The organism is Burkholderia sp. CpTa8-5 (assembly GCF_017815045.1).
GTDB classification, from domain to species: Bacteria; Pseudomonadota; Gammaproteobacteria; order Burkholderiales; family Burkholderiaceae; genus Burkholderia; species Burkholderia sola.
In genome coordinates, this window is the sequence record NZ_JAGIQD010000029.1 from 25,858 (window position 1) to 50,430 (window position 24,573).

Below are 24,573 nucleotides of genomic sequence, written 5' to 3' on the forward strand. Positions count from 1 at the left end.
AAAAGGCGCGCAGGCTGGCCAGCGCGGTTGCTCTTGCAGCCAGTCTACGCAGACGCCCGCGTCATTTCCTGAAACCCGGCTGAAACGTTCTGAACGGGTTCCGGCCCGGTTCGGCGGCACCCGGCACGCACGCGCTAGATCCGCAGCAGCCGGCCCGCATTGCCGCCGAGCACCAGCGCGCGCTGGTCGTCGGGCAGGTCCAGCCGGTCGAGAAAACGCACCGGTTGCGCGTAGCCCATGTCGAAGCAATAGTCGCTGCCGAGCACCAGCCGGTCGATGCCGACGTTCTCGATCAGAAAGTTCAGCACCGGCCCCGAGTGGGACACCGTGTCGTAGCTGAAGCGCCGCAGATAGCTGCTCGGCTGTTGCGCGAGCCGGCGCGTTTCCGGCCGGACGGTCCACCCGGCGTCGAGCCGGCCGGCGAGGACCGGCAGCGCGCCGCCCGCATGCGGCAGCGTGACGTGCAGCGCCGGATGGCGGTCGAGCACGCCGCCGAGTATCAGGTGCGAAGCGGCGATTGCCGTATCGAACGGATTGCCGAGCAGGTTGCTCAGGTAGAAATCGCCGAGGCGCGCGCCGCCGACGGTTTGCTGCGGGTGCAGGAACACCGGCAGCCCGAGTTGCTCGATGCGCGCGAACACCGGCGCGAACTGCGGATCGTCGAGGTCGCGGTTGTCGATGTTCGTGCCCATGTACACGCCGCGCACGCCAGGCAGCGCCGACGCGCGCTCGAGCTCGTCGATCGCATCGGTCGCGTCGAGCATCGGCAGCGTCGCGAGGACGACGAAGCGCGCCGGATGCCGCTGGTGCACGCGCGACGCGGCCGTATTCCACGTGCGCGCCAGTTTCGCGTTGAACGGCCGGTCGCCCCAGTACGCCATCGGCACGCTCAGCGACAGCGCCTGCACGTCGACGCCCGACGCGTCCATGTCCTCGAGCCGCGCGTCGACGTCGATGAATTTCATCGGCAGCGGCCCGAGGCCGCCGGCCGGCGTGCGGAACGTGAACGTCGTGTCGTCGCACGCGAATGCGCCGCCGAACCGCTTGCCTTCGCCGCCGACGAGGTCGCAGAAGCTTTCCGGGTAATAGTGCGCGTGGATGTCGATCGCGCGTGGACGCCGGGCCGGCAGCATGGCTGCAGCGGCCGAGGCGGGCGCCGGTTGCGCCGCCGCGGCCGGACGTCCGGCAAGGGCCGCGACGGCAAGCGCGGCGAATGTGCCGAGCATGCGGCGCCGGCCGGTGGGCAGGCAGCAGGGGCAGGTCATCGGATCGTCTCCAGGTCGTGATTGTCGTGTTGTGGCGTGCCCTGGCGCGGGAGGGCGCCGAGTTCGCATGCGACGAGCTGCGCGTCGAACCGCGCGCGTTCGCGTCGCGCGCGGGCCGAGCCGTCGGTGGCCGACACCGCGACGATCGCGACGAACGCGGCGGCCATCGAGAACAGCGCCGGATATTCGTACGGGTAGAGCGCGTGCGCGTGGCCGAGCACCTGTACCCAGACGGTCGGGCTCAGCACGGTGAGCGTGACCGCCGTGACGAGCCCGATCGTGCCGCCGACCACCGCGCCGCGCGTCGTCAGGCCGCGCCAGTAGATCGAGAGCAGCAACACCGGGAAATTCGAGCTGGCGGCGATCGAGAACGTGAGGCTGACGATGAACGCGATGTTCTGCTTCTCGAATGCGATGCCCAGCACGATCGCGAGCACGCCGAGCACCAGCGTCGTCGCGCGTGCGACGCGCATTTCTTCGCGGTCGGTCGCCTGGCCGCGGCGCAGCACGTTCGCATAGAGGTCGTGCGAGATCGCCGACGAGCCGGCGAGCGTCAGCCCCGCGACCACGGCGAGAATCGTCGAGAACGCGACCGCGCAGATGAAGCCGAGGAAAAAGTTGCCGCCGATCGCATGCGCGAGATGGATCGCCACCATGTTCGCGCCGCCGGCCACCGCGCCGGACGCATCGTGATACCGCGGGTCCGCCGCGACGAGCGCGATCGTGCCGAAGCCGATCACGATGATCAATGCATAGCCGGCGCCGACGATGCCGGTTGCATGGAGGATGCTCTTGCGCGCCGCGCCGACGTCGCCGACCGTGAAGAAGCGCATCAGGATGTGCGGCAGGCCGGCCGTGCCGAAGATCAGCGCGAGCCCGAGCGACACCGCGGACACCGGGTCGGACACGAGGCCGCCCGGCCGCATGATGGCCGCGTGCTTCGGATGGACGCGCAGCGCCTGCGCGAACAGTGCGTCGAGGCTGAAGCCGAAGCGGCTCAGCACCATGAACGCCATGAATGCCGCGCCGGCGAGCAGCAGCACGGCCTTGACGATCTGGATCCACGTGGTGGCGAGCATGCCGCCGAAGAACACGTAGACGACCATCAGCACGCCGACGATCACCACCGCGGCCGTGTAGTCGAGCCCGAACAGCAGCTCGACGAGCTTGCCGGCGCCGACCATCTGCGACACGAGATACAGCAGGACGATGACGATCGAGCTCGACGCGGCGAACGCGCGGATCGGCCGTGGCTGCAGCCGGTACGACACGACGTCGGCGAGCGTGTACTTGCCGAGGTTGCGCAACGGCTCCGCGATCAGGAACAGGATGATCGGCCAGCTCGCGAGAAAGCCGACCGAATAGATCAGCCCGTCGTAACCGCTCGTGAACACGAGCGCGGAGATGCCGAGCAGCGATGCGGCCGACATGTAGTCGCCGGCGATCGCCCAGCCGTTCTGCAGCGCGGTGATGCGGCCGCCGGCCGCGTAATGATCGGCGACGCTGCGGTTCTGGCGGGCGGCCCAGCGCGTGATGACGAGCGTCGACGCGACGAACAGCACGAACATGCCGATGGCGACCGGATTGTGCGGGTGCGCGAGCGGCGCGGAGCCCGCCGCGAACGCCGGCGCCGCGGCTGCGCTCGCGGTTGCAGCGAGGAGGATGGCGAAGGTGCGTTTCATTGGCCGCCTCCGTCGCGGATCGACGCGACGAGCGCGTCATGCACCGCATTCGCACGCCGCACGTACAGCGCGACGAGCGCGAACGTCGCGACGAACATGCCGAAGCCGGCCGGGATGCCCCACGTGGTCGGGCGGCCCGGCACGATCGGCCGGCCGAGCCATGCCGGCGAGAACGCCAGCGACAGGATGAACGCGAAGTAAAGCGCGAGCATGACGGCGGTCAGCGACCACGCGAATCGCCGCCTTCGCGTGACGAGATGGCGGAAGCGGGCATCGCGCAGCAGCGGATGCGTGGCCGCGGCGGGCACGTCCTGATCGGGTGCGGGGCCGGCGGCGGCCGGAATCGAACGGTTCACGGTGTCTCCTTGTCGGTATTGGATGGGGCGCGATGCGGCGGGCGCGAGACGTCGTCCATGCGCCCGCCGGCGGTCAGAACCGCGGCGGCACGGCCGTTTCGCGCATCACGACTTCCGCGGTACGGTAGCGTTCGGCCATCTCGCGTTCGGTGTCGTTCTTCAGTTGCGCCTGCATGTATGCGCCGAGATGGCGCGCGTGTTCCACGATCGCGGCGCCGAACGCGGTGCGCGTTTCGCTGTACGCGTGCAGTGCATCCAGCGGATCGGCATGCGCGGCCAGCGCGCCGACCAGCGCAAGCGCATCGCCCGCGGCCTTCGTGACGCCCATCCCGCAGTGCGGCCGCGCGACGAATGCGGCATCGCCGAGCAGCGCGATGCGGCCGAACGCCATGCGCGGCACCTCGAGGTCGTAGATCGGCTGGAACAGCGGCTGTGCGGCGCGCGACACGACTTCCGCGAACTGCGGCGCGAGCAATGCATGCGCGGCGTCTTCCATGTCGGCGAGCACGTCGCGGCGGATCAGCGTCGGCGGAATGCCGGTCGCCCACAGCTTGCCCGTCGCGTCGGTGAGCAGGTTGGGCAGGTCGGCGTCCTCGCGGGTCGCGCGATACCACACGAAGTTGTAGCGGCGCTCGCCGGGCCGCGTGCTGTTGTGCTGGCCGGCGACCGGGTAGCCGAGGATCTGCTCGCGCGGCGGCAGGCCGAACGCGAACTTGTCGAACAGCGTCGCGTGCGTGCGCTCCGACAGTTCGCGCTCGTCGACGAGGCCGCGCCACGCGACGTAGCCCGCGTACTGCAGGCGCGCGTCCGGCAGGAATCGTTCGCGGATCGCCGAACGGAAGCCGTCGGCCGCGACGACGAGGTCGGCATGCACGACCGAGCCGTCGGCCAGCGTGAGCGTGGCGTGCTCGGGCCCGTCCGCGACGTCGGCGACGACGGCCCCCGCGTGATGGTGCTGGTCGGGCAGCGCGGCGCGCAGGACGTGGTACATCTTGCTCCATGCGGTCAGCGTCTGCGGCAGTTGCCGCTCGGATGCGAGCGAGCCGTCCCGCGCGAGCGTGACGCGCGATTCGACGTTCACGCCGATCGATGCGTCGACGCGCACGCCGGCCGCGCGCAGCACGTCGAACAGCTCCGGATGCGTGACGATGCCGGCGCCACGGCCGGACAGCGCGTCGGGCACGCGTTCGAACACGTCCACGTCCCAGCCGTTGCGCAGCAACAGGTTCGCGGCGAACAGCCCGCCCAGCGAGCCGCCGACGATGGCGGCCTTGCGATGCGTCGAATGGATGCTCATGTCAGTCTCCACGGGTAGCGGCGGGCGCTGCGGCGCCGCGCATGTCGAGGCCGGCGACTTCGGCGGCCGGGTAGTTCAGTTCGATCGTCACGCCCGACGGATCCTCGATGAAGACCTGATGCAATCCGAGGCTCGGCACGGTGCGGTCGCGCCACGCGATGTGTTCGGCACGCAGCGTGCGCCACATCGCCTCGACGCCGGTCGCGACGAATGCGATGTGGTCGACGGTGCCGGTGCCCGCGGCCGGCACGGGCTTGTCGCCGAGATACGCGGCGAGCCCGTTCGGGTTGGCCGGATCGATGCCGATCAGGTGGACCGTGCCGTAATCGGCTTCGTCGTCACCGAGGTAGAGCCACGCGCCCGGAAAGTCGAACGGCGGGCGGTAGCCGCGTCTGAAGCCGAGCACGCGTTCGTAGAAGCGGCACGATGCTTCGAGATCGGGCGTGCGGATCGAGTAATGCGCGAGTCGAGATACGGGCATGACGAACCTCTCGTTTATCGAAGGATAAGTTATCGTTCGATAAATTGTAGGTCGAAAACGGCGCAGCGCAAAGCCGTGATCGAGTCGTGTTAACCCTTGGCCCGGAATCGGGCGCGAATCGGGGACGAACGGGCGCCGATGGCGCCGCGTGTCGCGTTACGACGGAACTTCGCCGGCCACGACTTCGTCCGCGTAGCACCAGATCCAGCGCTCGCCGGGCTCGATCGAGCGGACGAGCCGGTGGCCGGTTTCGCGGAAATGCCGGCTCGCGTGGCGATTCGGCGACGAGTCGCAGCAGCCGATGTGCCCGCAGATCAGGCACATCCGCAAATGTACCCAGCGGCTGCCCGATTTGACGCATTCCTCACAGTAGTCCTTGTCGGTGTCGAACACGCGTGCTTCGTCGAGATGCGTACAGGCGTTGGTCATCTTGCGCTCCGGTGCCGGCGCGGGAGCGACGCTTGCGGCACGGCCGGCGCGAAGCCGCAAGCGGGAGGGGTACGCGGCATTGTGCAGCGTCGCGTCGCGGCCGCACCTTAATTGTCATGAAGCGGCCCGCGCGGCGCGCGGCGACGGCGTACAGTCGCGAATGCGTCCGGCGCGGGCACCGGCCGGGCCGCATTCGACATCGACATCCTCGGGAGGCGCTCATGGATCAACCGCAACACGTGCGGATCGTCGGCCTGCCGCGCAGCAGGGACGCGTATGCGATCCGCGATTTCCTGCAGCGGCGCATGATTGCGTACGACTGGTGCGAGCTGACATCCGACGCCGACTGCGCGCAAGTGCTCGGCATCGCGCCGCTGCACGACATCCGGCTGCCGGTCGTGATCTTTCCGGACGGCTCGCGCCTGTACCAGCCGACCCTGGCCGAAATCGCGGCGCGGCTCGGCTGGGTCGCGCGCCCGCGTTTCGTCGAATACGACGTGTCGATCTACGGCGCGGGGCCGGCCGGGCTGTCGGCGGCGGTCTACGCGGCGTCCGAAGGGCTGCGCGCGGTCGTGATCGAGCGCGGCGCGATCGGCGGGCAGGCCGGCACGAGTTCGCTGATCGAGAACTACATGGGCTTCCCGGACGGCATCCCGGGCGCGGAGCTCGCCGAACGCGCGCGCGAGCAGGCGGTGAAGTTCGGCGTCGAACTGCTGACGATGCGTGAAGGCGTGCATGCGACGTTCGTCGACGGCAAGATCCGCGTCGAGCTCGCCGACGGATCGATCCTGGTCGCGCGCGCGAACATCTGCGCGACCGGCATCGAATATCGGAGCCTCGGGCTGCCGGAGGAGCCGGCGTTTCTGAATGCGGGGCTGTTCTACGGCGCCGGGTCGAGCGAAGCGCCGATGTGCGCGGGCGAGCAGGTGTTCATCGTCGGCGGCGGCAATTCGGCCGGCCAGGCCGCGATGAATTTCGCGCGGCATGCGCGCCAGGTGACGATGCTCGTGCGCGGGGCGTCGCTCGCCGACACGCTGTCGCGCTACCTGATCGACCGGATCGAGCGGACGCCGAACATCGAGGTTCGCTACCGGTCGAGCGTCGCCGCGCTGCATGGCGACGGCTGGCTCGACGCGATCGAGCTTCGCTCGGCCGACGGCACGCGCGAACGGCTGCCGGCCACGCGCCTGTTCGTGTGCATCGGCGGCGCGCCGAATACCGACTGGGCGAAGGACACCGACATCATTCGCAATCCGGACGGTTATCTCGTGACCGGCGGCGACCTGTACGACTGTCCCGCGTTCGAGCGCGTATGGCCGCTCGAGCGGCGGCCGTACCATCTGGAAACCAGCGTGCCGGGATCGTTCGCGGCCGGCGACGTGCGATCGGGATCGGTCAAGCGCGTCGCGTCGGCGGTCGGCGAAGGCGCGATGGCCGTGACCTTCGTGCACCGGTTTCTCGGCGAGGATGCGCATCGGCTCGCGCTCGTGTGACGCGTTCGCCGGCCATTCGATCCTTCATCGCGCGTCGGCCTGCGTCGCGTCGCGTAACCCGTCCCGGCCGGCGCGCGCCGGCGGTGTCCATCCGCCGCCCAACGCGCGCACGAGGCTCACCGTCGCGACGGCCAGCGCCTGCCGGCTGTGAATCAGCTGGCGCCGCGCATTCAGCGCATCGCGATCGGCGTCGATCACTTCCAGGTAGCTGACGTAACCGTGCGCGTAACGGCTCAGCGACAGCCGCGCCGCGGCGTCGGTCGCGTGTGCCGCATGGTCGTAGCGCACGATCCGCTCCTTTTGCGCGGCGATGTCGTTGAGCGCGTCCTGCGCGTCGCGCAACGCAGCGATCGCGGTCGCGCGATAGTTGGCGTCTGCGACGTCCGTGCCGGCCCGCGCGGCGGCCACCGCCGCGTCGCGCTTGCCGCCGTCGAACAGCGTCAGCGCGACGTTCGCGCCGAGACTCCACAGCGAGCTGTTGCGGTCGAGAAACGAGCGCAGGTCGCGGGTGGCGAAACCGCCGTCGGCGGTCAGCGTCAGCGTCGGCAGCCACGCGGTGCGCGCGATGCCCAGCTCGAGCGACGCCGCGTCGGCGCGCCGGGCCGCCGCGAATACGTCCGGGCGTTGGGCGAGCAACGCGGACGGCAGCCCGGCCGGCACATCCGGCACCTGCACGGGCACGGCGCCCGCGTCGACGTCGAACGCGGTCGGCGACACGCCGGTCAGCACCGCGATGGCGTCGACGAGGTTCTCGCGCAGCCGGCGGCTCTCCGCGAGATCGGCATGCGCGGTATCGAGATCGGCGGACGCGCGCAGTCCGTCGAGATCGCTCGCCGCGCCGGCCCGCACGCGCGCGGCGATCACGTCGAGCGCGGTGCGCCGCAGCCCGATCGCGCGCGTGAGCGTCACGAGATCGTCGTCGACGTAGCGCAGCGTCAGGTAGTCGACGGCCACTTCGGTCGCCACCCGCAAACGCACCGCATCGCGGTCGGCCGCCGCCTGCAGCACGTTCTGTTCGCCGACGTCGGCGTCGCCGCGCAAGCGTCCCCATAGATCGACTTCGTAGCTCGCGGCGACCGGAACCGACCAGTTGTGCATCGTGCGCTTCGGCAGCGCGTTGTCGACCGTGCCGGATACGCGCGTGCGGCTGAACGACGGGTCGACGCGCACGGCCGGCGCCAGCGCGGCCTCGCGCACGCCGAGCAGCGCCTGCGCCTGGTCGACGCGCGCGGCCGCCGCGCGGATGTCGAGGTTGTGCGCGAGCGCGGCGTCGACGAGGCGGCCGAGTTGCGGGTCGCCGAGCCACGCAGGCCACGCCGCGAGCGACGGCGCGCGCGCATCGGTCGACGGATCGGCATGGCGGAACCCGTCGCGCCCGACCGGGACGGGCGCGAGCGGCTGCGGCGCGATCGAGCAGGCGGCCAGCAGGCTCGCGGCGAGTACGGCGAAGGCGCGCTTCATCGCGCTGCGCCGCCGGGTTGCAGCGTGACGACGACCGACAGCCCGGGCCGGATGCGCGGCTCCGTCGCGGCCGGGCCGTCCAGCAGGATCTTCACGGGGACGCGCTGCGTGACCTTCGTGAAGTTGCCGGTCGCGTTGTCGGGCGGCAGCAGCGCGAATTGCGCGCCGGTCGCGGGCGACAGGCTGTCGATGCGGCCGCTGAACGCGCGTTCCGGCAGCGCATCGAAGCGCAGTTGCACGGCGTCGCCGGCGCGTACGTGCCGCAACTGCGTCTCGCGGAAATTGGCGACGATCCACGGATGCGGCTCGACCAGCGTGAGCAGCGCATGGCCGGGCGCGACATGCTCGCCGGTCTCGACGGTCTTCTTGCCGACGTAGCCGTCCGACGGCGCGACGACCGCCGTGTAGCCGAGCTGCAGCAGTGCGTCGCGCAATTCGGCATCGTTCTGGCTCGACGCGGCGTCGGCGGCCTGGGCGGCGGCGAGGGCGCTGCGCCGTTGCGCATCGGCCGCCGCGACGCGCGCGCGGGCGGACTTGCGCGCGGCATCGGCCGCATCGAACTCCTGCTTCGACAAGCCGCGCGGCGTCTCGCGGGTCAGTTCGCGTGCCCGCGCGTAATCGAGTTCGGCTTTTTCGGCATCGGCGTGCGCCGACACGAGCGCCGCGTTCGCCTGCTCGATCAGCGCGTGGGCGCGGCTCGCATCGGCATGCGCCTGCGCGACGCGTGCGCGCTGCGCGGCGACGCGCACGTCGAAGTCGCGCCGGTCGATCTGCACGAGCGCGTCGCCCGCGTGCACGAACTGGTTGTCGTCGACGAGCACGCGCTCGACCGTGCCGGACACGCGCGGCGAGATCACGTGCAGGTGGCCGGTCACGTATGCATCATCGGTGCCGCGATCGCGTGCGTCGAACTCGTACGCGAGCAACGCGACGAGCAGCAGCGCGATCGCGGCGATCGCGACGATGGCCGGCTTGCGGGAACGCGCAGGCACGGCGGGCGACGGCGCGGGTGAGGGTGGGGTCATGATCGGCAAACTCCGTTGTACGGGCAGGATTCGACGCACCGCGTTATGCTTGCGCCAGCTTGACAGGCGGGAGCCGCTCGACGATGAACACGACGTTCGCCACCGGCAGTGCCATGCCGGCGCCGGCCGCAGGGCCGGCCTCCGACATTCCGACGTTTCGGTCGATCGCCGCGATCGCGGCCGTGCTGCTCGGCGCGATCATCGCGACGCTGACGTCGCGCATCACGTCGCTCGGGCTGGCCGACGTTCGTGGCGCGCTGGGCGTCGGCTTCGACGAAGGCGCGTGGATCAACACCGCGTTTACCGCATCGCAGATGTTCGTCGGGCCGCTCGCGATCGCGGCGGCCTTCATGTTCGGCACGCGCCGCGTGCTGGTCGCGGGCGCCGTGGTGTTTCTCGGCGCGGAAACCGTGCTGCCGCTCTGCACGCAATTCGGCGCGTTCATCGTGTGCCAGGCGATCGCGGGGCTCGCGTCCGGCGTGTTCGTGCCGCTGACGATCGGCTTCGTCGTGCGCACGCTGCCGCCGCGGCTGATTCCGTTCGGCATCGCCGCCTATGCGATGAATCTGGAGATGTCGCTGAACCTGTCGGCCACGCTCGAAGGCTGGTACAGCGAACACCTGAGCTGGCGCTGGCTGTTCTGGCAGAACGCGGCGCTGACCGTGCCGTTCATCGCGTGCCTGATGCTGTCGCTCCCCGACGAGCCGATCAAGCGCTTCGCGTCCGGCATCGACGCGCGCGGGATGCTGCTCGGCGCGGGCGGGTTCGCGTGCCTGTGCATCGCGCTCGACCAGGGCGAGCGGCTGTTCTGGCTGCAGTCGCCGCTGATCGTCGCGCTGCTGGCCGCCGGCATCCTGATGATCGCCGCGTTCCTGATCCACGAACTCGCGTCGCCGCGCGCGGGCATCGATCTCGGCTACCTGGCGCGGCCCAACATCGCGCTGCTGATCGTGCTCGTCGGCCTCGTGCGCTTCACCGTGCTCAACACGAGCTTCATCCCGTCGCTGTTCCTTGCCAGCACCTACGGGCTGCGCCCGCTGCAGATCGGCGATACGCTGCGCTGGATCGCGATTCCGCAGCTGCTGTTCGCGCCGTGCGTCGCGCTGTTGCTGCAGCGTGTCGACCCGCGCCGGCTGATCGTCGCCGGCTTCGCGATGGTGGCGATTGCGTTCGCGCTCGGCTCGCGGCTCACGCCGGTATGGGCCGAGCCCGATTTCATTCCGTCGCAATTGCTGCAGGCGCTCGGCCAGACGATGGCGCTCACATCGGTCATCGTGTTCTTCGGCCGGCACGTGACGGCCGAGCATGCGCTGACGTTCGGCGCGGTCGTGCAGACGACGCGCCTGCTGAGCGGGCAGCTCGGCACGACGTCGATCGCGGTGATTCAGCGGATCAGGGAGGCTACCCATTCGAATCTCGTCGGTCTGCATGTGTCGCTGTCGGATCCGGAAACGCTCGAACGGCTGCGGGCCGGCGCGGCGTCGCTGGTCGCGCATGGCGCCACGTTCGCGACGGGCAACCAGGCGACCTACGCGCTCGTCGATCGCGCGGTGCGCGTGCAGGCCACGACGCTCGCGCTGGCCGACAACTTCCGCGTGGCGATGGCGTTCGCGCTCGCCGGCGCGCTGCTCGGCATCCTGCTGCGCCCGGTGCGGGCGCCGTGAGCGCGGCGCCGCGCGATCTGAAATTTCCTGAAAAGTCCTGAACGGCACGTGTGCGGCGTCCGTCGCGGCGGCATGCGCGCCGCCGCGGCGGACGGCGCGCTTACGCCTGCAGGAACGCGAGCAACTCGGCGTTGATGCGATCGGCGTTCACGACGCACATCCCGTGCGCGCCGCCCTCGATCACCTTCAGCACCGCGTGCTTGACGATTTTCGACGACAGCCGCGCCGAATCGTCGATCGGCACGATCTGGTCGTCGTCGCCGTGCAGCACGAGCGTCGGCACGTCGAACTTCTTCAGGTCCTCGGTGTAGTCGACTTCGGAGAACTCCTTCACGCACAAATACTGGCCGTGAATGCCGCCCATCATCCCCTGCGACCAGAACGCGTCGATCGTGCCCTGCGACACCTTCGCGTTCGGGCGATTGAAGCCGAAGAACGGCACCGCGAGATCCTTGTAGAACTGCGAACGGTTCTCCGCGACGCTCTTGCGGATGCCGTCGAACACGTCCATCGGCAGGCCGCCCGGATTGGTCGGCGACTTCACCATCTGCGGCGGCACCGCGCCGATCAGCACGGCCTTCGCCACGCGCTTCGTGCCGTGACGGCCGATATAGCGCGCGACTTCGCCGCCGCCGGTGGAGTGGCCGACAAGCGTGGCTTCGCGCACGTCGAGCGCATCGAGCAGCGCGGCGAGATCGTCCGCGTACGTGTTCATGTCGTTGCCGCGCGACGGCTGGCTGGAGCGGCCGTGACCGCGGCGGTCGTGCGCGATCACGCGATAGCCGCGCTGCACGAGGAACAGCATCTGCGCATCCCATGCGTCCGCGCACAGCGGCCAGCCGTGCGAGAACACGACCGGGCGGCCGCTACCCCAGTCCTTGAAGTAGATCTGCGTGCCGTCCTTGGTGGTGATGGTGTTCATCGTCTGCGCGCCTGCATGGGCTGAAGAGGGGCTGTGGGACGGCGTGCCGGCGGCGGCCGCCATCGCGGGCAGCGCGGCTGCGGCAACGGCCGTCGCGCCGGCGAGCAGCATGTCGCGGCGGCGGGCCGACGCAACGGCATCGGTCGGTTCGGTATGCATCTGGACTCCTGGGGTATGCGGCGGCGAGGCCGCACGGGATGGTGGATCGGTGGCGGCCGGCCGCGGCCATCCCGCCCGGCAGCCGTCCGGCGTGCGCCGCCGCGCGGCGACTGGCGCGCGCGGACGAACGAATGCCGTCGGGAGCGTATCCCGACGCGGTGCGCGCCGTACTGAAATCCGGCTGAATTTTCTTGAACGCCGCGGCGCCGCGCGCGAATTTGCCGCATTGCAGAAAAATTAAGCGCGGGACCGGGACTCTTCAGCGCGCGGCGGCTATCGTCAACATCGGGTCACCGCCACACGTTGCGCGCCACGCGAACGGGCCGGCAGGGCCCGCGCCGCCCGTCACCTGCCTGGATATGCCGCCATGGACGCCTTCAATCGCTGGGAGCACATGATCACGTCGCTCGGACCGATGCCCGTCGCGGGCGTCCGGATGCTGCCGATGCCGCGCACGCGGGACACGGACGGCGCGCGTCGCCCGCATCGGGACGATGCGCCGGTGCCGTCGAGCGGCGACGTGCGCCGCCGCAGCGCGATCGTCGCCGTCGAGCGGCAGACCGATTCGTCGATGCTGGTGTCGTGGAGCGATCCGACCCGCTGCCGCTACGACGAACAACGCTGGATCTGCGCGAAGGCGCGCAGGCTGGCACGCTGCGCGCTTACCGGGCAGCCGATCCGGATCGGCGACGCGATCTACAAACCCCAGTGGCGCGGCGAGAAACGCCCCGCGAACTGCCGTGAGATGGTTCTCGCGACGGCGCTCGAGCAGTTCGTCGCCCGGCAGTCCCGGGCATGACGCGCCGCGCCGCACGCTTCGGCCGCGTCCGCGGCTTCCCTACCCGCAAGGAACCCTCATGAGCACGTTCACCACCCGCGACGGCGTGTCGATTCACTACAAGGACTGGGGCAGCGGCCGCCCGGTCGTGTTCATTCACGGCTGGCCGCTGAACGCCGACATGTGGGACGTGCAGATGCATCATCTCGCGTCGCACGGCCTGCGCTGCATCGCGTACGACCGGCGCGGCTTCGGGCGGTCCGGTCAACCGTGGAGCGGATACGACTACGACACGCTGGCCGACGATCTCGCGACGCTGCTCGACACGCTCGACCTGCATGACGTGACGCTCGTCGGCTTTTCGATGGGCGGTGGGGAGGTCGCGCGCTACATCGGCCGGCACGGCACGCGCCGCATCGCGAAGGCGGTACTGATCGGCTCGGTGACGCCGCTCGTCGCGCGCCGCGACGATCATCCGGAAGGCGTGGACGTCGCGGTATTCGACGGCATCCGCGCGGGCATCGTGGCCGATCGCGCGGCGTTTTTCGACGGCTTCTGGCCGCTCTTTACCGGCTCGAACCGCGGCGGCTCGACGGTGTCGCGGGCGGCGCTGGGGTGGACGTCGGTCATGGCGCTGCAGGGCGGGCTGAAGGGCACGCTCGATTGCGTCCGCGCGTTTTCCGAAACCGATTTCCGCGCCGACCTGCAACGGTTCGACGTGCCGACGCTCGTGATTCACGGCGACGACGACCAGACGGCGCCGCTCGCGCTGACCGGCGCCGCCACCGCGAAGCGCGTCCCGCATGCGACGCTGAGCGTCTACGAAGGCGGCCCGCACGCGCTCTACCTGACGCACGCGGCCAGGCTGAACGACGAACTGCTGGCGTTCGCGCAGGCCTGAGCCGGCGCCGCAGGCCGGCCCGGCCTGCGGCGAATCGCGCGCAAACGCGGGCAAACGAGCCGACGGATATTCGGCGGCCACAATAGAGGCGTCTGAAATAAACCGGCCGGTCAATCAAAACGAAAATGTGCCGCATTGCGCCGATCGAAAATCGTTTCGTCTGATATAACGAAATCGCATTCATCGGCGCATCCACGATTTGCACATGAAACGTGCGCGGCCCTGCCGCATGTCGGTGCGGGGCGAAAAGCAGCGTTTCCCGACGGCATTGTTCGTCATTTCAAAAAATTCGTGTCGTTCATTCTGATAATTTGAATCATTCGACCATGCAAATACCGTAGCATTGATGCCGAACCGGCCCCCGATTTCAGTGGGGCGCCGTTGAATGTCACCCTCAAGAAATTCTCATGATCCGGATTGGAACACTTCACGTTTTTCTCGACAGACGTGAAATTCGTTCGAACGGCAAGCTGCTGCGCATCGGCAGCCGCGCATTCGAAATTCTCGAGCTGTTGATTCGGGCGGACGGTGCGCTGGTATCGAAAGACGACATCATGCAGCGCGTATGGCCGCACACCGTCGTCGAGGAAAACAACCTGCAGGTGCACATCGCTTCGCTGCGCAAGGCGCTGGCCGGCGACCGGAACCTGATCGTGACGGTGCCCGGCCGCGGCTATCGTCTGGTCGTCGGGCAGAACGACGGCGACGCGCCCGTGCGTCCCGCGATGGGGCGGCCGTCCGCTGCGCCGAGCGCGTTGTTCGGCCGCGAACAGACGGTCGCCGACGTGCTGGCCGCGCTGCAGGGCGCGCGCGTCGTGACGCTGGTCGGCGCGGGCGGCATCGGCAAGACGCGGGTCGCGATCGAAGCGGCGGCGCGCGCCGCCGCACGTTTTCCGGAAGGCACCGTATTCGTTTCGCTTGCCACCGTCGCGTGTCCCCGCTTCGTGCCCGACGCGCTCGCCGGCGCGTTCGGCATCACGCAGCCGATCGGCCCGCTGACGCTCGAAGCGGTGCTCGCCAGCGTCGCGCGTCGGCGGATGCTGCTCGTGCTCGACAATTGCGAGCACCTGCTCGACGCCGCCGCGCAGATTGCGAGCGCGCTCACCGATGCGGACGACGGGCTGTGCGTGCTCGCGACGAGCCGGGAATCGCTGCGCATCCACGGCGAGCGCGTGTGCCCGGTGCCGCCGCTCGACGTGCCCGACGAAGGGGCCGGCGATCGCGAGGCGATGAGCGCGAGCGCGGTGCAGTTGTTCGCGGCGCGTGCGCGCGCGGCCGATCCGCGTTTTCCGCTCGATGCGCGCAGCCTGTCGTTGATGGCGTCGGTCTGCCGCCGTCTCGACGGCCTGCCGCTCGCGATCGAGCTGGCCGCGGCCCGCGCCGCCGTGCTGGGCATCGACGTGCTGGCCGCCCATCTCGACGATCACTTTCGGCTGCTGACCGGCGGTTTTCGCACCGCGTTGCCGCGCCATCAGACGCTGCAGGCGATGGTCGACTGGAGCTACCGATTGCTCGGCGACGCCGAGCGCCTGCTGCTGCGATGGCTCGGCGTGTTTCGCGACGGTTTCTCGATCGAGGCCGTGCGCGAGGTCGTCGGCGCCAACGGGCTGGCCGGCGCCGACCTGCTCGATACGATCGCCGGCCTCGTGTCGAAGTCGCTGCTGATCCTCGAAACCGCACACGGCGCACCGCGCTACCGGCTGCTGACGACCACGCGGGCCTACGCGCAACAGCAGCTCGACAGTCACGGCGAAGGGACGGCTGCCGCGCGCGCGCATGCGACCTACTTCCTCGCGTTGTTCCGGCGCATGGCCCACGGTGGCGACGAGCCGCGCGGCGAGGCCGGCAGCACGACCCGGCTCGATGCGGTGCGGCGCGAGCTCGGCAATCTGCGGGCCGCGCTCGACTGGGCGTTTTCGGCGCAGGGCGACGCGGCGCTCGGCACCGCGCTCGCGGCCGTCGCGGTGCCTTGCCTGTTTGATCTGTCGCTCGTCGACGAATGCCGCGAGCGGGCACGCGTCGCGCTCGATGCGATGCGCGACGCGGACGCGGCCCCCGTGTCCGACGATGCGCGCGTGCGGTTGCTGGCCGCGTATGCGGCCGCGCTCGCGCATACCGCAGGGTCGACACAGGTCGTGCAGGATGCGTGGTCGGAGGTGCATGCGCTCGGACTCGATGCGGCCGAGGCCGAGCGGCCGACGCGCGAGTCGTGACGCCGGGTTCGTCGCGCGTCTCCGATGCTTCAGAACGATTCAGCCCGGTTACAGGACGGCCGCAGGCGGCACGCGTAGATTGCGTGGACGGAGGGCGCCCGCACTCCGTCGGCACGCGTGCGCGCCGACCCCGTGCGCTCGCCGGCATCGCGCGACACCACTGAACGCCGGCGCGGCGAAACGCCCCGGGGTGCACGTCGCCACGCATCCCGCTCAATCGACGAACCGGCGCATGAAACCTGATCCTTCCGACCTTTCCCGTCACGCGACCGACCTCGGCCTGCTGTTCCTGCGTGTCGCCGCCAGCGTGCTGCTGCTCGTGGTGCACGGCTTGCCGAAGATCGTCCATTACACGGCCGAAGCCGCGGCCATCGAAGATCCGTTCCATCTCGGCCGCACGCTGTCGATCCTGTTCGCGATCTTCGCGGAGGTCGTGTGCCCGATCTTCATGATCGTCGGTCTGTACCCGCGGCTGGCGGCGCTGCCGGTGATGATCGTCACGCTCGTCGCGCTGGTGTTCGTCCACCCGGACTGGCCGCTGCGCGATGCGCAGTTCGCGTGGATGCTGCTGATCCTGTTCGGCACGATCGCGATCGCGGGCGCCGGCCGCTATGTGTTGCCGTTGCCGGGCATCGTGCGTCGGCGTGACTAGCCGCAGCCCGCGCATCGGCGGGCAGCACGCGATGTGCCCGACGATGCCGTTCCCGCGGCGAGCTGCGTGCTGCCGCTTCGCCCTTTTCGCGCGCCGCGCTGGCGATCCGACATGTTGAATTTCTCCGATACGGCGATCTACGGCGCGCCGATCGTGCTCGCCGATCTCGCCGCGTGGCGGTTGCTCGGGCACGATCGCCCCGTGGCTCGCGCGATCCGGCGCTGTGCGGCGTTCGCCGCGCTGAGCGCGGTGCTGTTTGCGACCGGCGTCAGCCCGCTCGCCGTTCCCGCGTCGCTCGGCGTGCTCGACCGGATCGTGGTCCAGGCCGTGTGCATCGCGTGGTGGCTCCAGTGCGCGATCGTGTTCAGCCTGCTGCTCAATCATCTGCTGCTGCCGCGTGCGTGGCACAGCCAGCGGCTCTTTCACGACATCGCCGCGGGCATCGTGTTCGGCGCGGCCGCGGTGGCCGCGCTCGGCTACGTGCTCGGCCTGCCGTTGAGCGGTCTGGTCGCGACCTCCGGCGCGGTCGCGGTGATCCTCGGTCTCGCGCTCCAGAACACGCTGAACGACGTGTTCTCCGGGCTCGTGCTGAACACCACGCAACCGTTCAGGCTCGACGATACGGTGTCGATCGGCGAGCTCGAAGGGCGGATCGTCGAGAGCAACTGGCGTTCGACGAAGCTGATCGACAACCTCGGCAACCTGGTCGTCGTGCCGAACAGCTCGGCGGCGCGCGCCACCATCGTGAACCTGAGCGAGCCGGCCGGCCTGCACGGCGTCACGCTCGTGCTCGACCTCGATCCCGCGGTGCGGCCGGCCGTCGCCGTCGGCGCACTGGAGCGGGCCGCGGCGAGTTCGCTCGACGTGCTCGCGCGCCCCGCGCCGATCGCCGTCGTGAAGGCGTTCCGCGCGAACGCGATCCAGTACGAACTCGTCTGCTACGTCGACGCGCTGCAGAAGAAAACGACCGTGCGCAACGCGCTCTACGATCTCGCGCATCGGCACCTGGCCGCGGCGGGCGTCGTGTGGCGGCCGCTCGTGGGGCCGGCGCCGGTGTCCGCATCGTCGTCGACGTCGCAAGCGGATTCGGTATCGCGTCGGCTGCTGCTGTTGCGCGCGGTCGAACTGTTCGCGCGCGTCGACGACGACGATCTGGCCGTGCTGGCCGATGCGCTGGTCTCGCGTTCGTTCGGCAAGGGCGACGTGATCTATGCGTCGAATTCGGAGTCGCGCGTGCTGACGATCGTCGAATCGGGTGTCGCGGCGGTGTTCGTGCCGGGCGCGTCCGGCGACGTCGAAGTCCGGCGGATGGCGCCGGGCGATGCGATCGGGCAGTCGGTCGTGCTCGCCGGCACGCGGCTTCACGCGACCGTCCACGCGGTGACCGCGATGACCGTGCATCAGCTTCGCAGCGAGGATCTGTCGGCGCTGATCGGCCGGAAGCCGGCGCTCGGCAGGCTGATGTGCGAGTCGCTCACCGACCATATCGCGACCGAGGAACGGATGATGATTCCGCCGGTCGAGAAGGCGCACGCGGGGTTCAGCCTGATCGGCTGGCTCGAGAAGGAAATGAAGCGGCTGCACGATTCGCTCGGCTGACGCCGGGGTGGACCGAGAGGGGCCGGCAGCGGGGGATCGGCATGCGCTTTTTTTCACGGCGCGTGGCGCCGTGCCGGGGGCGCTGGATGACGCGCGCTGCCGGGCCGTCAGCCATCGACGAGGCGGCCGCGCGTGCGACCCCGCCGTGCCGCCGGGCCATGAACGCGCGCGTCAGTCCGGCGTCGTGAAGCGCTCGACGAGATCGGGCTGGTCGAGTTGCTCGACCCACCAGTGCAGCGCGCGGCCGGCCTCGTCGCCGCGCCACGCGAGATAGCAGTGCGTGGTGTCGCGCATGCCCGTCACCTGCCGCGCGACGAGCTTGCCGTCGGCGATCGCGCGCGCCGCGATGCATTCCGGCAGCGTGCCGACCGCGAGCCCTTCGCATTGCGCTTCGAGTTTCGCGGCCAGCGTCGGGACCGCGAGGGTCGGCTGGCCCGCATCGATCGCGACCGACTGCGGCTGCAATTCGCGCGACGTATCGCTGATCACCGCGCCGCGATACCGGACGACCGACGCCATCGCCAGCGGTTCGGGCATCGATGCGAGCGGATGGGTCGGCGCGACCGCGAACACGTGCTTCAGCGAGCCGATCGGCCGCGCGACGATGCCCGGCAATTCCGGCGGTTCGCCCGCCGCGCCGACGACGAGATCGGCCCGGCGCGAAATCAGCGCATCCCACGCGCCGCCGAGCACTTCGGTCGACAGCCGCAGCCGCGTGTCCATCCCGAGCGCGTAGAACCGGTGCACGTACGGCCACAGCGCATCGAACGGCAGAATTTCGTCGATACAGACACGCACTTCCGTTTCCCAGCCCTGTTGCGCACGCAGCGCCTTCATTTCGAGTTGCTCGGCCGCGCGCAGCAGGCGCCGGCCCTCCTCGACGACGATGCGTCCCGCATGCGTGAGCTTCGCGCGGCGTCCGCTGCGGTCGAACAGCGCCACGCCGAGATCGCTTTCGAGTTTCTGCACCAGATAGGTCAGCGCGGACGGCACGCGATGCAGCAGTTCCGCGGCTTCGGCAAAGGTTCCGGTGCGGTCGATCGCGTCCAGGGCTTCGAGCGCTTCGAATGACAGCTTCATCGCGGATTCCGGTAGAGGTGGCTGGCGCATCATACCAGCGCCGGGGCGGCATGAGCAGCGTGCGTCGCCGCGATTTGCTAGAGTGGCGGGTATCGTCATTCGCGACCCGCATCGCCCCATGAGCGCCCCTCAGCCGGATACCGCACCGTCCGATTTCCTCCCGGCCGACGTCAGGCAGACCGTCGTCACGCAAGCGTTGCCGCACGGGCAAATCGGTATCGTCCGACTCCAGAGCTTGCGCCGGAACATGGGGCTGACCGCACCCTACGAACTCGAGAATACGGATCTCATCGTATTGCAGTTGCGTCCGTTCGGCGAACAGGATCTGTGGCTCGATGGCCGCCCCGCACCGTTCGTCCCGTATGACGCGGGAACCGTGTCGATCTACGATCTCGACCGCCGCTGGGTGGCCGACCTCAAGGGCGCGTTCGATTGCCTGCATTTCCACCTGCCGCGCCACACGCTCGAGGAAACGGTCGACGACCTCGGCGGCCGGCAGCGGCCGCAGCTTTACCTGCCGCCGCATCTGAGCACCCACGACTCGATCATCCACGCGCTCGGCCAGTCGCTACTGCCGGCGCTGGCCCGGCCGGGCGAAGCATCGCAGATCTTCATCGATCACGTGGGGCTGGCGTTTCAGGCACACGTCGCGCACCGTTACGGCGGCGTCGGCGAACGGCGGGAAAGGTCGGACGGCAAGCTCACGCCGTCGCAGGCGCGGCGCGCGCAGGAGCTGTTGCTCGCGCACCTCGACGGCAACATCGGGCTGGCCGACGTCGCGAGCGCGTGCGGGCTGTCCCGCAGCCATTTCGTCAAGGCGTTTCATCGAACGACCGGGCTGCCGCCGCATCGCTGGCTCGTCGTGCAGCGCGTCGAACGGGCGAAGGAATGGATGCGCAACCCGAACGTGCCGTTGAGCATGATCGCCGTTGCGTGCGGCTTCGCCGATCAGAGCCATTTCTCGCGAACCTTTGCGCGATTGACCGGTGTCACGCCACGCCGGTGGCGCGCGGACCATACGTGAGCGTCGCGATACGACGGAGGCGGGGCGCACGGCATGACACACGCGGCGACGTGCAGGCATGCGACTTGCGTGCGAGCACGGGCCGCATCACATCGGAGGTTTTCATGAAACGACACTGGCCGCGACAATCGATGCTCGCGATAGGTGTGTTCGCAACGTTCGGCTTGCATGCCGCCATCGCATCGGCGGCAGCCGACGTGTCGATCAGCCGGGCCGATTACGGGACGACCGCGAGCGGGCAGGCGGTGAGCCAGTACACGCTCGCGAACCGGCACGGCGTGACGCTGAAAGTGATCACGTACGGCGGCATCGTGACGGCGCTCGACGTGCCGGACCGCACCGGCCACGTTGCCGACATCGTGCTCGGCTTCGATTCGCTGCGCGACTACGAAGCGCACAACGGCAACATCCATTTCGGCGCGCTGATCGGCCGGTATGCGAACCGCATCGCGGGCGGGCGTTTCGCGCTCGACGGCAGGACGTGGACGCTGCCGGTCAACGACGGGCCGAACACGCTGCACGGCGGCCCCGACAGTTTCGACGCGAAGGTGTGGAAGGTCACCGGCACGCACAGCGACGCGGCCGGTTCGAGCGTCACGCTGCGCTACGTGAGCCCCGACGGCGAGAACGGCTTCCCCGGCACGTTGACGACGGACGTGACCTACACGCTGACCCGCGACGACCAGATCCGCATCGACTACCGCGCGACGACCGACAAGGACACGGTCGTCAACCTGACCAACCACAGCTACTTCAATCTGGCGGGGCACGCCGGCGGCAGCGTCGAGCGGCAACTGATCGAGATCGCCGCCTCGCGTTTCACGCCGACCGACGATACGTCGATTCCGACCGGGCAACTGACGAGCGTCGCGGGCACGCCGATGGATCTGCGCCAGTTGACGCCGATCGGCGCGCATTTGCGCGATGCGTATCCGCAGTTGGCGATCGCGCATGGCTACGACCAGAACTGGGTGCTCGACCAGGGCGGCCAGCCGGCGCCCGCGTTTGCCGCGCGCGCCTACGACCCGGCGTCCGGGCGTTTCCTCGAGCTGTACACGACGCAGCCGGGGCTGCAGTTCTATACGGCCAACGGGTTGAACGGCAGCGTCGCGGGCAAGGGCGGGACCGCCTACCGGCAAACCGATGCGTTCGCGCTGGAAGCCGAGCATTTTCCCGATTCGCCGAATCGCCCGGCTTTCCCGTCGACGGTGCTCAAGCCGGGCGACACGCTGCACGAAGTGACGGTGTGGCGGGTGGGCGCGCGATGAGCGTCGGCGTCGGCATCGGCGGGCGCGCGTCGATCACACGTTGATCGTGCCGCGCCCGATTTCGATCACGCGGCCGCCGACGCCGATTTCGCCCGCGGCATCGACCGACAAGTGCAGCAGGCAAGGCCGGCCAACGGCTTCGCCTTGCTCGACCCGAAACGCGGCCGGCAGATCGTGACTGGCGGCAAGCAGCCAACCGCCCAGGTTCGCACAGGCCGAACCGGTGCCCGGATCTTCCGACACGCCGCCGCCCTGCTTCACGAAGAAGTAGCGGGACACGACCGTTCCCGGGCGTGCGTCGTCGAACGCGAATACATAGGCGGTCTTCCGGCCGAGGCTGCTTCGCGGCCAGATGTCGAGGTGCGCGCTGTCGGGCTGCGCGCGTCGCACGGCGGCCGGGTCCTTGAGCGCGACCAGCAACTGGTCGGCGCCGGTGTCGACCCACAGCGGCGGCGCGAGCAGGTCGTCCTCGGCGAGCCCGAGCAGCGCCGCGATCCGCGCATCGGACAACGTGCACGGCGCCGTGTTCGGCATGCCGGCGTGCGGCGCGATGAAGGTCCACACGTCGTCGTGCGCGGTGACGTCGACGACGCCGGCCTTGAATTCCAGCGTCAGCGCATCGCCTGCGTTGAGCCGCTCGCGCACGACGTGCGCGGTGCCGAGCGTCGGATGGCCCGCGAACGCCATCTCGTAGCCGGGCGTGAAGATGCGCACGCGTGCATGCGCCCGCTCGGACGGCAGCACGAAGGTCGTCTCCGACAGGTTGAACTGCACGGCGAGCGCCTGCATGGTCGCGTCGTCCATGCCGCGCGCATCGTCGAACACGCAAAGCGGATTGCCGCCGAACGTCGATTCGGCGAAGACGTTCAGCAGGCGGAAGGTGTAGGGGGTCATGGGCATTTCGTATGGATCGCAGCCGGGAAGGGCATGCCGTACGCCATTGTGCCTGCATGATTCGACGAAGGTGGCGGCACACGTGCCGTCCGGTTTTCATGCATGATCGGTGTGCACCGATTCGCTGACGGCGAGCCGGCAGCGGCAGTCGGTTTTTGCGCCGGAACAGACGATCACGTTCGAAGGGGTGCGATGAGCAATCGCGTGCGACCCCGGCTTTCACGCATGCAGGAGGAAGACATGACATCCGACGAAGGCGTCCTGCATCCCCGCGACGCGCCTACCGGTTCACCGTACACCGCGCTGGAAACGATCGTGCGCGGCGTGGAAGCGCTCCGGATTCCCGCCGATACGGAGTGGCCCACGGCGCGGCTTTACCTCACGGACAACGACCGCCAGTGGAAATTCTCCGCCGTGCTGGTCCCGATCGTCGCGCGGCGCGAGCCGACGATCCTGCTCACCAAACGATCGTCGGGGCTCAGCGAATATTCGTCGCACGTGAGCTTCCCGGGCGGCCGCCCGACCGAGTCCGACGCGAGCATCGGCGCGACCGCATTGCGCGAGTCATTCGAGGAAATCGGCCTCGATCCCGCTGCGGTGCGCGTGATCGGCAGCCTGCCGATTCACAAGACCCGAAAGCGGAATCACGCGATCTTTCCGGTGGTCGGCATCGTGCCGGAAGCCGCCGCGTGGGCGGCCGCGCCGGCCGAAGTCGAGGAAATTTTCGAGTTCCCGTTCGCCGCGCTGCTGAATCCGGATCTGCCGCGGCAATACGCGGACGGCGAACGTGCCGGCGGCTGGTATTGGGCGGATCAGCCGCAGGACATCTGGGGAGTGACCGCGTTCATCCTGAAGTCGCTGGCCGGCCTCGCGCTCGATGCCGCGCGATGAACGCGTGCGTCGCGGTCGGCGTTCAGCGCACGTGAATGGCATCAATGCGACGACACGAACACCGCGTCGTCGAACGCTTCCGGGATCGCGAAGCTCGCGCGCATGCGCTGCGCTTCCTTCGCCGGCGTCGAACCGAACAGGCGCTTGAACTCCCGGCTGAACTGCGACGGGCTCGTGTAGCCGACCGCGTAGCCGGCCGCCTCCGCCGTCAGGTCCTGGCGCACCATCAATAATCGCGCCTGATGCAGGCGCGTCGACTTCAGGTACTGCATCGGCGACACCTGCGTGATCGCCTTGAAGTGACTGTGAAAGCTCGGCACGCTCATGCCGGCTGCGTCGGCCAGTTGCGACACGTCGAGCGGCCGCGCGTAATCGGCGTGGATCATCCGCAACGATCGGCCGATCCGGCCGAATTGCCCGCGCATCGCCAGCGCGCTGCGCATCGCGTTGCCCTGCGCGCCGGTCAGCACGCGGAAATACAACTCGCGAAGCAGCGCCGGGCCGAGCACCGCGGCGTCGAGCGGCCGCTGCATCGCGTCGACGAAACGCAGCACCGATGCGTGCATCGCTTCGTCCATCGGTGTCGACATCATGCTCTTCGGCGCCTGCACGGTTTCCGCGACGCCGGCGCGGTCGATCTGCGCGGCGAGTTCGGCGGCCAGCGTGAAATCGAGGTGCAGGTACAGCGCGAGCAGCGGGCGCTCGGGCGTCGCGTCGGTCTCCATGCTGAACGGGACGGGCACGGACACGGCCAGGTAATGGTGTTCGTCGTACAGATAGCGCTCGCCGCCGAAGTAGCCGCGCTTCGACCCCTGGCACACGATCACGATGCCCGGGTCGTACAGCACCGGCGTGCGCGACAGCGCGCGGTTCGAGCGCAGGACGCGCACGCTCGGCAGCGCGGTCAGGTTGTAGCCCTCGTCGGGCGCCAGCGCGCGCAGCAGCGTCACCAGGCGCTTTCGGTCACGCGGCGACAGCAATGGAGGTCGGGCGGAGGCGGGCACTGTGCTCATAGTTTTGTGCAAGAAAATCAGCGGAA

General features: G+C 69.3%; 22 protein-coding genes. 10 read left to right on the forward strand and 12 right to left on the reverse strand.

What is annotated here, in order from left to right:
* Nucleotides 1–134: 134 nt before the first annotated feature.
* From J8I35_RS29330 to J8I35_RS29355, 6 genes are all read right to left on the reverse strand, one after another.
* A complete protein-coding gene (locus tag J8I35_RS29330) occupies nt 135–1,265 on the reverse strand; it encodes an amidohydrolase family protein (RefSeq protein WP_209928326.1) in 1,131 nt (376 codons plus the stop codon).
* On the reverse strand, nt 1,262–2,947 hold the full coding sequence (gene actP / locus J8I35_RS29335; RefSeq protein WP_209928329.1) for a cation/acetate symporter ActP: 1,686 nt from the start codon (nt 2,945–2,947) through the stop codon (nt 1,262–1,264). Before actP ends, J8I35_RS29330 begins: the two co-directional genes overlap by 4 nt.
* The gene (locus tag J8I35_RS29340) at nt 2,944–3,303 is read right to left on the reverse strand and encodes a DUF485 domain-containing protein (protein ID WP_204384610.1); all 360 of its coding nucleotides are present in this window, start codon (nt 3,301–3,303) and stop codon (nt 2,944–2,946) included. Before J8I35_RS29340 ends, actP begins: the two co-directional genes overlap by 4 nt.
* A gap of 73 nt (nt 3,304–3,376) precedes the next feature.
* Nucleotides 3,377–4,600: an FAD binding domain-containing protein gene (locus J8I35_RS29345; RefSeq protein WP_209928330.1), complete on the reverse strand. Its 1,224-nt coding sequence runs from the start codon at nt 4,598–4,600 to the stop codon at nt 3,377–3,379.
* Between the two features lies 1 nt (nt 4,601).
* Nucleotides 4,602–5,081 carry a VOC family protein gene (locus tag J8I35_RS29350; protein ID WP_050014134.1) on the reverse strand — a complete coding sequence of 160 codons (480 nt, stop codon included), beginning with the start codon at nt 5,079–5,081 and terminating at the stop codon, nt 4,602–4,604.
* A gap of 156 nt (nt 5,082–5,237) precedes the next feature.
* Nucleotides 5,238–5,510 carry a UBP-type zinc finger domain-containing protein gene (locus J8I35_RS29355; protein WP_209928332.1) on the reverse strand — a complete coding sequence of 91 codons (273 nt, stop codon included), beginning with the start codon at nt 5,508–5,510 and terminating at the stop codon, nt 5,238–5,240.
* 221 nt (nt 5,511–5,731) lie between these two features.
* Here J8I35_RS29355 and J8I35_RS29360 point away from each other — a divergent pair, with 221 nt between their 5' ends.
* Nucleotides 5,732–7,003, forward strand: coding sequence for an NAD(P)/FAD-dependent oxidoreductase (locus J8I35_RS29360; protein WP_050014136.1), 1,272 nt, complete (start codon nt 5,732–5,734; stop codon nt 7,001–7,003).
* A 24-nt stretch (nt 7,004–7,027) separates the two neighbouring features.
* Here the strand turns inward: J8I35_RS29360 and J8I35_RS29365 are convergent, their stop codons facing one another.
* Complete coding sequence (locus J8I35_RS29365; RefSeq protein ID WP_209928333.1) at nt 7,028–8,464, reverse strand: efflux transporter outer membrane subunit; 1,437 nt, start codon at nt 8,462–8,464, stop codon at nt 7,028–7,030.
* Complete coding sequence (locus J8I35_RS29370) at nt 8,461–9,489, reverse strand: HlyD family secretion protein (protein WP_209928337.1); 1,029 nt, start codon at nt 9,487–9,489, stop codon at nt 8,461–8,463. Before J8I35_RS29370 ends, J8I35_RS29365 begins: the two co-directional genes overlap by 4 nt.
* An 83-nt stretch (nt 9,490–9,572) precedes the next feature.
* Here J8I35_RS29370 and J8I35_RS29375 point away from each other — a divergent pair, with 83 nt between their 5' ends.
* The gene (locus J8I35_RS29375) at nt 9,573–11,153 is read left to right on the forward strand and encodes an MFS transporter (RefSeq protein ID WP_050014139.1); all 1,581 of its coding nucleotides are present in this window, start codon (nt 9,573–9,575) and stop codon (nt 11,151–11,153) included.
* A 100-nt stretch (nt 11,154–11,253) separates the two neighbouring features.
* On the opposite strand, the gene J8I35_RS29380 is transcribed toward J8I35_RS29375, so the two are convergent.
* Nucleotides 11,254–12,075, reverse strand: a complete 822-nt coding sequence (locus tag J8I35_RS29380; RefSeq protein WP_185625057.1) for an alpha/beta hydrolase — start codon at nt 12,073–12,075, stop codon at nt 11,254–11,256.
* Between the two features lie 526 nt (nt 12,076–12,601).
* Between J8I35_RS29380 and J8I35_RS29385 the strand changes: the two genes are divergently transcribed.
* The 5 genes from J8I35_RS29385 (at nt 12,602) to J8I35_RS29405 (ending at nt 18,377) form a co-directional block, all read left to right on the forward strand.
* Entirely contained in the window at nt 12,602–13,033 is a 432-nt protein-coding gene (locus tag J8I35_RS29385; protein WP_050014141.1) for a DUF3331 domain-containing protein, read from the forward strand.
* Between the two features lie 58 nt (nt 13,034–13,091).
* Nucleotides 13,092–13,913, forward strand: a complete 822-nt coding sequence (locus J8I35_RS29390; RefSeq protein ID WP_050014142.1) for an alpha/beta hydrolase — start codon at nt 13,092–13,094, stop codon at nt 13,911–13,913.
* A gap of 407 nt (nt 13,914–14,320) precedes the next feature.
* A complete protein-coding gene (locus J8I35_RS29395; RefSeq protein WP_209928339.1) occupies nt 14,321–16,126 on the forward strand; it encodes a winged helix-turn-helix domain-containing protein in 1,806 nt (601 codons plus the stop codon).
* Between the two features lie 232 nt (nt 16,127–16,358).
* Complete coding sequence (locus tag J8I35_RS29400; RefSeq protein ID WP_209928341.1) at nt 16,359–16,778, forward strand: DoxX family protein; 420 nt, start codon at nt 16,359–16,361, stop codon at nt 16,776–16,778.
* Between the two features lie 111 nt (nt 16,779–16,889).
* Nucleotides 16,890–18,377 (forward strand): mechanosensitive ion channel family protein, encoded by a 1,488-nt coding sequence (locus J8I35_RS29405; RefSeq protein WP_209928342.1) that lies wholly within the window; start codon nt 16,890–16,892, stop codon nt 18,375–18,377.
* A gap of 171 nt (nt 18,378–18,548) precedes the next feature.
* On the opposite strand, the gene J8I35_RS29410 is transcribed toward J8I35_RS29405, so the two are convergent.
* Entirely contained in the window at nt 18,549–19,457 is a 909-nt protein-coding gene (locus J8I35_RS29410; protein WP_089471125.1) for a LysR family transcriptional regulator, read from the reverse strand.
* Nucleotides 19,458–19,575: 118 nt separating this feature from the next.
* Between J8I35_RS29410 and J8I35_RS29415 the strand changes: the two genes are divergently transcribed.
* Nucleotides 19,576–20,481, forward strand: coding sequence for an AraC family transcriptional regulator (locus J8I35_RS29415; protein ID WP_050014147.1), 906 nt, complete (start codon nt 19,576–19,578; stop codon nt 20,479–20,481).
* Nucleotides 20,482–20,585: 104 nt separating this feature from the next.
* Nucleotides 20,586–21,749 carry an aldose epimerase family protein gene (locus J8I35_RS29420; RefSeq protein WP_209928344.1) on the forward strand — a complete coding sequence of 388 codons (1,164 nt, stop codon included), beginning with the start codon at nt 20,586–20,588 and terminating at the stop codon, nt 21,747–21,749.
* A 33-nt stretch (nt 21,750–21,782) separates the two neighbouring features.
* Here J8I35_RS29420 and J8I35_RS29425 read toward each other — a convergent pair whose 3' ends face one another.
* Complete coding sequence (locus tag J8I35_RS29425; protein ID WP_209928349.1) at nt 21,783–22,643, reverse strand: PhzF family phenazine biosynthesis protein; 861 nt, start codon at nt 22,641–22,643, stop codon at nt 21,783–21,785.
* A 240-nt stretch (nt 22,644–22,883) separates the two neighbouring features.
* Here J8I35_RS29425 and J8I35_RS29430 point away from each other — a divergent pair, with 240 nt between their 5' ends.
* A complete protein-coding gene (locus J8I35_RS29430; RefSeq protein ID WP_245170479.1) occupies nt 22,884–23,534 on the forward strand; it encodes a CoA pyrophosphatase in 651 nt (216 codons plus the stop codon).
* A 41-nt stretch (nt 23,535–23,575) separates the two neighbouring features.
* On the opposite strand, the gene J8I35_RS29435 is transcribed toward J8I35_RS29430, so the two are convergent.
* Nucleotides 23,576–24,547, reverse strand: a complete 972-nt coding sequence (locus tag J8I35_RS29435) for an AraC family transcriptional regulator (RefSeq protein ID WP_050014150.1) — start codon at nt 24,545–24,547, stop codon at nt 23,576–23,578.
* Nucleotides 24,548–24,573 lie beyond the last annotated feature (26 nt).